General features: G+C 59.8%; 8 protein-coding genes. 2 read left to right on the top strand and 6 right to left on the bottom strand.

Annotation, left to right across the window (positions count from 1 at the left end; translation table 11 throughout):
* The 6 genes from AC1Q9F_RS28295 to bamJ all read right to left on the bottom strand — a co-directional run.
* A partial coding sequence (locus AC1Q9F_RS28295) for a DUF6531 domain-containing protein (RefSeq protein ID WP_492621358.1) occupies positions 1–1,391 on the bottom strand: 1,391 nt, incomplete at its 3' end.
* Between the two features lie 225 nt (positions 1,392–1,616).
* Positions 1,617–2,024, bottom strand: a complete 408-nt coding sequence (locus AC1Q9F_RS28290; RefSeq protein ID WP_492621359.1) for an SEL1-like repeat protein — start codon at positions 2,022–2,024, stop codon at positions 1,617–1,619.
* Positions 2,025–2,396 (bottom strand): hypothetical protein, encoded by a 372-nt coding sequence (locus tag AC1Q9F_RS28285; protein WP_003223109.1) that lies wholly within the window; start codon positions 2,394–2,396, stop codon positions 2,025–2,027.
* On the bottom strand, positions 2,393–2,734 hold the full coding sequence (locus AC1Q9F_RS28280) for a helix-turn-helix domain-containing protein (RefSeq protein WP_007950435.1): 342 nt from the start codon (positions 2,732–2,734) through the stop codon (positions 2,393–2,395). The genes AC1Q9F_RS28285 and AC1Q9F_RS28280 overlap by 4 nt, the downstream gene beginning before the upstream one ends.
* Positions 2,735–2,848: 114 nt before the next feature.
* Positions 2,849–3,304, bottom strand: a complete 456-nt coding sequence (locus AC1Q9F_RS28275) for a YkvA family protein (RefSeq protein ID WP_007950434.1) — start codon at positions 3,302–3,304, stop codon at positions 2,849–2,851.
* A 294-nt stretch (positions 3,305–3,598) separates the two neighbouring features.
* Positions 3,599–4,315: a BamJ family beta-barrel-assembly machinery protein gene (bamJ, locus tag AC1Q9F_RS28270; protein ID WP_007950433.1), complete on the bottom strand. Its 717-nt coding sequence runs from the start codon at positions 4,313–4,315 to the stop codon at positions 3,599–3,601.
* Between the two features lie 270 nt (positions 4,316–4,585).
* On the opposite strand from bamJ, the gene AC1Q9F_RS28265 reads away from it, so the two are divergent.
* Positions 4,586–6,394 carry a di-heme-cytochrome C peroxidase gene (locus tag AC1Q9F_RS28265; protein ID WP_492621360.1) on the top strand — a complete coding sequence of 603 codons (1,809 nt, stop codon included), beginning with the start codon at positions 4,586–4,588 and terminating at the stop codon, positions 6,392–6,394.
* A gap of 26 nt (positions 6,395–6,420) precedes the next feature.
* Complete coding sequence (locus AC1Q9F_RS28260; RefSeq protein ID WP_492621361.1) at positions 6,421–7,557, top strand: catalase family protein; 1,137 nt, start codon at positions 6,421–6,423, stop codon at positions 7,555–7,557.
* Positions 7,558–7,769: the final 212 nt, after the last annotated feature.

The following is a 7,769-nucleotide window of genomic DNA, read 5'->3' as shown; positions in this document are numbered from 1 at the left end:
ACCCAGACCACCGCAGCGCCATCAACCTCCAGCCGATGCGCCAGCGAATGGCTCCAGCCAAACCCCAACCCAACATCGATCTCAGCCGCACTGTTGCGGTACAACCGACTGAACTCAAACGGCAGCAGCCCGTCGAGCACGCCATCAGTCAGCGTCAGCAATTCCTCACCAGTGACCATCGACACCGGACAGCCGTTGGTGCAGGTCAGCGGCGCACAATCGGCGCTGTCACCGTTGGGGTTCTTCGCCTGATCCGGCGTGTCGTCGTGGTGCTCGTCTTTTTTCAGGGAGGCATTGCGCCGGGCATCCCAGCGCAATTGCATGCGGCCCTTTTTCACCCCGGCAGCAATGCCCCGTGCGGCGACGGATTTGTACTGGTTCACATAGCCGATGAAGGTGCTGACGATGCCGAAAATCGCCTTCACCAGACGCGTCACCGCCGACAACAATTGAGCGCCGCGATCCACCAGACGCAAGGTCAGATAAGCGATCCCTGCCCCGGCGCCAACGAAGGTCAGCACAACGCCGATCAACACATCAATCAGCAGCTGCACCACCACCATCGATACCGCCTCGGCGGTTTTCCCGGCAATCTCATTGGGAGGCAGCATTTCCAGCCAAAGGCTGGCAGTACGCAGCAACAAACACAGCGCCGCCTCGTCACTGACGAGCAGCTGGAGCTGCTCCATTTTTTCGGGCATCGACACCGCGAACTCGGCCAACGCTGTCGCGCTATCTCCCAGACGACCACCAAACTCGAGCGGATCCTGGAGAATCTCCGACAACAACCCGATGCTGTCCCACACCCCCTCGATCGCCGCCCAGCTCCCGGCCAGCATGCCGTTCCCGGCCGCAGTGGCTACCGACTGCGACCATTGCGGCTTGAATCCCTGCCACTCGCTGCGCAGCCAGCCATCCAGCTGCCGAGTCAGGCCATCGTAGGATTCGAAAAGCGCATCAACCTGCTGCTCGCTGGCCTCGCTGTGCACCACCACCCGATAAAACTTGCCCGCCTCACCGGTGAACACTCCCCTGCCCTGAGCATCGAGGGTGACCGACTTGACTGCACCGCCCTCCAACGCCACCACATCGACAACGATGTCGCCCAACGGAATGTCGTACGCCGACTCGAACTTGCTCTCGATCTCCATCGGCCCGGATTCCGGGCATTGCACGATCGCAGAAGTAAAACGGCCGTCGTCAATCGCGACCGCCGTACTGTGCTCGCCAAAACGGATGATCCGCTCCATCCCCATCAGCGACGGCAGATCGGCCGCGTGACTGACGCCGTCTGCCGAGCGACTGAGCCAGTGCTTGAGCTGTTCGCGATAGAGATCGAGTGTGCGGGGAAAGCTGTCGAGTTCTTGCTCGATGCGGGTGACGGCATCCATCAGCGCATTTCCATGCGCATTTCGAAACGAAAAACCGGGTCAAACATGTGCGTTCCCTCGCGCAAAAATCAGGCGAGGGACTTTGCGGGGGATCAATCAGAAAAGAAGTCAGGCGAGTAGGCAGAGGATGTAGGAGAAGTCTGTAACTGATTTTTATCGAATTGCAGACGCAAAAACGGGGTGGAAGGTTTCCCTCACGCCCCGTTCACGGAACAGATGATTGGCTTATTGAGAGGCGTCTCGGCCGGCCAGCTCTTTCAACTTGAGCTCGGCCAACGGATGCCCGGCCTTCGCGGCCATGGTCCACCAGCGAACGGCTTCCGAAGGATCTGGCGCTTTGCTCGGCGTACCTGCAAGACTGATGACACCGACTTGATACGCCGCCTTGCCATCCCCGGCCAGCGCAGCCAGTCGCAACAACCGCACACCTTCCTCACGTGCGCCCAGGCCAACCCCGCGAAACGTCAGGATGTGCCCGTAAAAACTTTGCGCGCCGACATCGCCCAGATTGGCCATGCGCGCAAACTGCCCTTCGAGCCAGCGCCAGCCGCGGGGCTGACGGACAAACCACGACCAGTGAAACAGCCTACGGGCCAGCCAGTAACTTGCCCGCGCCTTGAGTCGTAAAAACACTCAGGCCTCCGCCGATTCCGGGTACTCGTACTCAAAGACCCGCACCACTTCCGAGGCATGCCAGGAGGCGGCGGCGACACCGTCGGACGGCCCGGAAAAACGCCCCAGACGCTCGACACATTCAAAGAAACCGGTACGTGGCAGGCGACTGGCACCCTGGCTGATCACCAGCGAGCTGCGCAACGGTTGTTCGGCTTTCGCGTCCAGTGCGGCGAGATGCTCCAGCGCAGCGGTCAATGTTTGCATCGCTGGCGTGGGCAGTTGCAGGCGTTCGAGCAAGGCTCGATAAGTCAAAAGATGGCGCTGCCTGCGCGCCTGATCCAGCTCCCCCAGCAATCCGTCCCAATGTTGACGACTGATGCGTACGCTCACGATTGTTCCCTCCACCCTGGCACCGTCAACTCCCAGGCCAGGCTGCGGCGAATCGCGGCGTCGGGCAGACGCTCGCCACTTTCAATCATGGCCAGGTAAGACGGGCTGATGCCTACCGTGCGGGCCAGCGCCTCGATGGCGATGCCCTTCCCTTCGCGCAAACTGCGTAACTGATCCAGACCTGGAAGAATCGGGTCCGGGGTGGCCGCAAGCGGCGCTGGAGCCGGTTGCGACGGTGCTTCGTTGATGCCTGCTGCTTTCAGTAGAGCCTGATACTGAGCCCATGGCAGAACCGCATATTCGGGTTCGCCATCGCGTGCAATTATCTGAATATCCATGACTACCCCGTAGGACAACAACACTTAGCGAGTCGGCACTTTTCCCTAGAAGTGTAATCCTAACAGCGGCCAAGGTCGTGAGGGGTATCTATCTGTGTAAGAGGCTGTCGTGATTCAGGACTTTTTCGGCCCCTGAAGCTGAAGTTGCTCGGGTGTATCGGGCAAACGCTCGACCACTCTGAGCTTTTCCGGCGCCTGGCGCTGACGCCACAGGCGGAAGGCATTCAGTTCATCGTCGAGGGTTTTCATCAGCCAGGCGAGGACGGCGATGTCATCGAGCATGCCGAACATGGGAATGAAATCCGGGATCGCATCCACCGGACTGAGGAAGTACATCAGACCGGCCACTACCGAAACGATGGCCTTGGCGCTGATCGCACGGTACTCGCCGCGCCAGTACGCCAGACACAGTGCCTGCAATAGACGCAGATCGTCCTTCAGCTTGCCGAGACGATTGCCTTGGGCGGCGCCTTTGCTGGCCACGGCGAACAACAAGGTCGGCAAGCGGCCTCGAGCCAGCAAGCGTCCGGCCAAAGGCAGGAATCGGGCGAAATTCCACGGCGCTTTCATTTATTTCTCCCGTTGAAATGTTATCCACACAAATTGTGGATAACCTTGTGAACAGAGCTGCATTTCAGCGCTGAGAGCCCCGTTTCATAAGGGCTGCGCTCAGATCGGGCGTTTTTTACTCACATAAAAAAACCCAATATTTCATTGACTTGGCGGCTCCGGGCGTCTAGCGCGGGCAACCTTAAAGTCTAGGACTGCCATGACCGGCATCGGTTCGGTCTGTTTACGCCGACCATCGTCCAGATGCAACAACGCCCCGCATAAGCGAGGCGTTGTTGTTGAAACCGGCGCAGATTACTTGGCGGCGGCGTCTTCTTTGGCTGGATCCTTGATGGCCAGCAGTTCCAGGTCGAAAACCAGAACCGAGTTGGCCGGGATTGCCGGGCTTGGCGATTGTGCGCCGTAAGCCAGATCGCTAGGGATGTACAGCTTGTACTTCTCGCCAACGTGCATCAGTTGCAGACCTTCGACCCAACCCGGGATCACACCGCTGACCGGCAGATCGATCGGGCTGCCGCGCTCGACGGAGCTGTCGAAAACGGTGCCGTTGGTCAGCTTGCCGGTGTAGTGAACAGTCACGACGTCGGTAGGCTTAGGCTGTGGGCCGTCGGCTTTCTTGACCACTTCGTACTGCAGACCGGAAGCGGTGGTGGTCACGCCGGCTTTCTTGCCGTTTTCTTCGAGGAATTTCTTGCCGGCGGCTGCCGACTCTTCGCTCATCTTGGCCATACGCTCTTCGGCACGCTTTTGCAGCGCCGCGAAAGCTTCGACCAGTTCTTCATCTTTCAGCTTCTGTTCTTTCTTGCCGACGGCATCTTCGATGCCCTGGGCTACCGCTTTGGAGTCCAGATCATCCATGCCTTCCTGAGCAAGGCTCTTGCCCATGTTCAGGCCGATACCGTAGGAAGCTTTTTGCGCCGGGGTTTTCAGCTCTACGCTGGTCTGCGAATCACAACCCGCGAGTACCAGGCTAACCAGGGCAACCGCCGCCGCCAACCGATGCTGTTTCATGCTATTTCCTTGTTCATGCGCCGAAAGGGCAATCGAGTAAAGCCGCGAGCTTATCAGGCCGCCACGACCAATGGCTACCGGCATGAGAGCAGGAATCTTCCGATAAGTTCAGGGATTAAAAAGCATTTGGCGAAAGGCACGATGAAGCTTCTGTCATCTTTCGCCGACAACAATTGATGCCGCTTCCCACAACACTTGGCGTAATGGCCACTTGCCGCACAGGACTCGGCTCAGGCATAACAGCGCAACAACTCGACAAGGATGTTCATCTTGCGCCTCTTATACCGTGTGTTGACGCTGATCGTGGTGCTGCTGGGACTGGTTCTGGCGGTGGTTCTTTACTATGTCGCCAATCCGAGATTGCCCTTCCCCGCGCCCGCAAAACAGGTGCATTACCTGAACCAGTGGACTGAGCAAGAGCGCCAGACCTACTACTTCACTCCGCAGGGGACGCAGGTCAAAGGCCTTCGTTACGAATGGTTTCAGGCGCTGGAGCTGCCGTTCTCGCAGCAACGTTTTGCCTCCCCGGAATACCTCGCGCGCTTCGGCTTTCTGATCGATCCGCAGCAAAAAGCCACACCGGACAACCCCGGGAATCTGCCGGTGGGTTTCGCCCGGCACGAGAATCCCGGCAGCGCCGAGCAATATCTCGACATAACTTGCGCGGCCTGCCACACCGGTGAACTGCACTTCAATGGCCAGGCAGTACGCATCGACGGTGGCTCGGCCCAGCATGTGTTGCCCTCCAGCGTTCCTACATTGCGCGGCGGAAGTTTCGGACAGGCATTGGTCGCCAGTCTCACCTCGACTTACTACAACCCGTGGAAATTCGAGCGCTTCGCCCGCCACGTGCTGGGCAACGACTACGACGCACGCCACGAACAACTGCGCAAAGACTTCAAAAGCTCACTGAACACCTTCATCAAAGTGGCCTGGAACGACACCCATCGCGGCCTCTACCCCACCGAAGAAGGCCCGGGCCGCACCGATGCGTTCGGGCGTATCGCCAACGCGACCTTCGGCGATGCGATCTCCCCAAGCAATTACCGCGTGGCCAACGCCCCGGTGGATTACCCGCAGCTGTGGGACATGTGGACCTTCGACTGGGTGCAGTGGAACGGTTCGGCGCAACAACCGATGGCGCGCAATATCGGCGAGGCTTTGGGCGTCGGCGCCACCCTGAATTTCTTCGACGCCAACCGCCAGCCGCTGCAGGGCGATGAGCGCTATGCCTCCAGCGTACGTGTGCGTGATCTGCACAAGATCGAAGAAACCCTGCAAAAACTGCGACCGCCGGCATGGCCTGAAGAGGTGCTCGGCCTCGTCGACAAACCCTTGGCAGCCAAGGGGCGAGCCCTGTTCGCCGAGAATTGCGCCGGATGCCACGTCCCGCGCCAGACTCAGGAAGGCGAGCGCTGGGTGCAACATCTGCACATGCTCCCGGTGGACGTCATCGGCACCGACCCGAATGCTGCCAACAACATTGCCAATCACCGCTTCGACCTGACCGCCCTGCAATGGAACCCGGCGGAACTCGAACAAATGGACGTGAAGTTGCACCCCAAACCCAAGGAGCCGCTGGATCTCAGCCAGCTTTCAGTGGCCAAGGGACTGGCTTACGTCACCGCCTTCGTGGAAAACCGTGCGTATCGCGAAGCAGGCGTCACCGCCGCCGAAAAACCACAGCTCGATGGCTTCGGTCTGCCGATCGGCGTGCGCGAAAAAGTTGCCTACAAGGCGCGTCCGCTCGCCGGCGTATGGGCCACAGCCCCGTTCCTGCACAACGGCTCGGTGCCGAGCCTTTATCAGTTGCTGTCGCCTCAGGACGAGCGCGCCACCACCTTCTATAAAGGCACCTTCGAATACGACCCGCGCCATCTGGGCTACCGCACCGAAGCCTTCACCAACGGCTTCCTGTTCGACACCCGTATCACCGGCAACCACAACAGCGGCCACGAATTCCGCGCCGGCGAACGCGGCAACGGCGTCATCGGCCGACTGCTGCAGCCAGAAGAGCGCTGGGCGCTGCTCGAATACCTGAAAGTGCTGGGCGGCCCGCTGGAGGCGCAACTGCCATGATCTTCAATTCCTTCAAAAGACCTTCGATACTGGCGCGTTTCTGGCTCTGGCTGGGACGGTTATTGGGCAAAACCCTGCTGTTCCTGTTGGTGATCGGCCTGATCGGCTGGGCCCTGGCGACCGCGTGGTTCGCCTGGCAGCACCGTGGTCCGGTGTCGGCGCTGGAGCAGATTCCGGACGGCGAAGCCGCCATGACTCAGGACGTGATTCAGACCGCCGTGCGCATCGTCGACCAGCACCGCGAAAGCACCCGCTATCTGCGCGATGCCCACGCCAAGGCCCATGGCTGCGTGAAGGCCGACGTGCAGGTGTTGCCGGATCTGGCTCAGGAATTGCGCCAGGGCGTCTTCAGCGAACCGGGCAAGCTGTGGAAAGCGACGATGCGCCTATCCAACGGCAACGCCTATCCGCAATTCGACAGCATCCGCGATGCCCGGGGCATGGCGCTCAAATTGCTCGATGTACCGGGCAAGCAGTTGCTGGGGGATCGTCAGGGGCTGCATGAGCAGGATTTCGTGATGTTCAGTCACCCGAACTTCTTTGTCAGCGATGTCGCCGAGTATCGTCAGAATGTGGCGGCGCAGGCTGACGGCAAGAAGGTCATGGCGTTTTTTCCGGGGTGGGATCCGCGCAGCTGGCAGACCCGGCATCTGTTCATTGCATTGGCGACCCTTTCGCCACCACCAGAGAGCCCGACACGTACTACTTACTTTTCGGTATCGCCCTACAAGTTCGGCGAGGCCAATGCCAAGTTCCGGGTGGTGCCGGATCCGGAGCGTTGCCCGGCTTATACCTTGCCGAAACAGAACCAGGATCTGCCGAACTTCCTGCGCAATGCATTGAATCAACAGCTGTCGACCGACCGGATTCCAGCGTGTTTCGTTTTGCAGATCCAGCGGCAGGACGCGAACAAGTACATGCCGATCGAAGACACCAGCATCGAATGGCGCGAACAGGACAGCCCATTCCAGACGGTGGCTAGGATCACCCTGCCCCCGCAGGACTTCGACACCCCGGCCCTGAACCTGCAATGCGACAACCTGTCGTTCAATCCCTGGTTCGGCATCGACGCTCATCGCCCGATTGGCGGGATCAACCGCCTGCGCAAGGCGGTGTATGAAGCAGTCAGCGATTACCGCCACAGTCGCAACTCGGCGCAATAGCAGCGCCAGAAACGAAAAAAGCGACCGTCAAAGGTCGCTTTCTCATGTTCAGGCCCGGCAAAAGTCAAATCCCGGACAGCAAAAAGCCCGCACAAGGCGGGCTTTCTGTGGTGATCTGGCGTTCAGTGTTCCAGATTACCGAATATGGCGCAGCGGACGGGACTCGAACCCGCGACCCCCGGCGTGACAGGCCGGTATTCTAACCGACTGAA

This window comes from Pseudomonas sp. GW823-FHT04A03, from assembly GCF_058796615.1.
Note: the sequence above shows the minus strand (reverse complement) of the source record. Positions and strands in the feature narration are given on the sequence as shown.

Coding starts and splice junctions, on each gene's coding strand:
- AC1Q9F_RS28275 (WP_007950434.1), bottom strand. CDS start 3,304: ATGAAAGCGCCGTGGAATTTCGCCCGATTCCTGCCTTTGGCCGGACGC.
- AC1Q9F_RS28280 (WP_007950435.1), bottom strand. CDS start 2,734: ATGGATATTCAGATAATTGCACGCGATGGCGAACCCGAATATGCGGTT.
- bamJ (WP_007950433.1), bottom strand. CDS start 4,315: ATGAAACAGCATCGGTTGGCGGCGGCGGTTGCCCTGGTTAGCCTGGTA.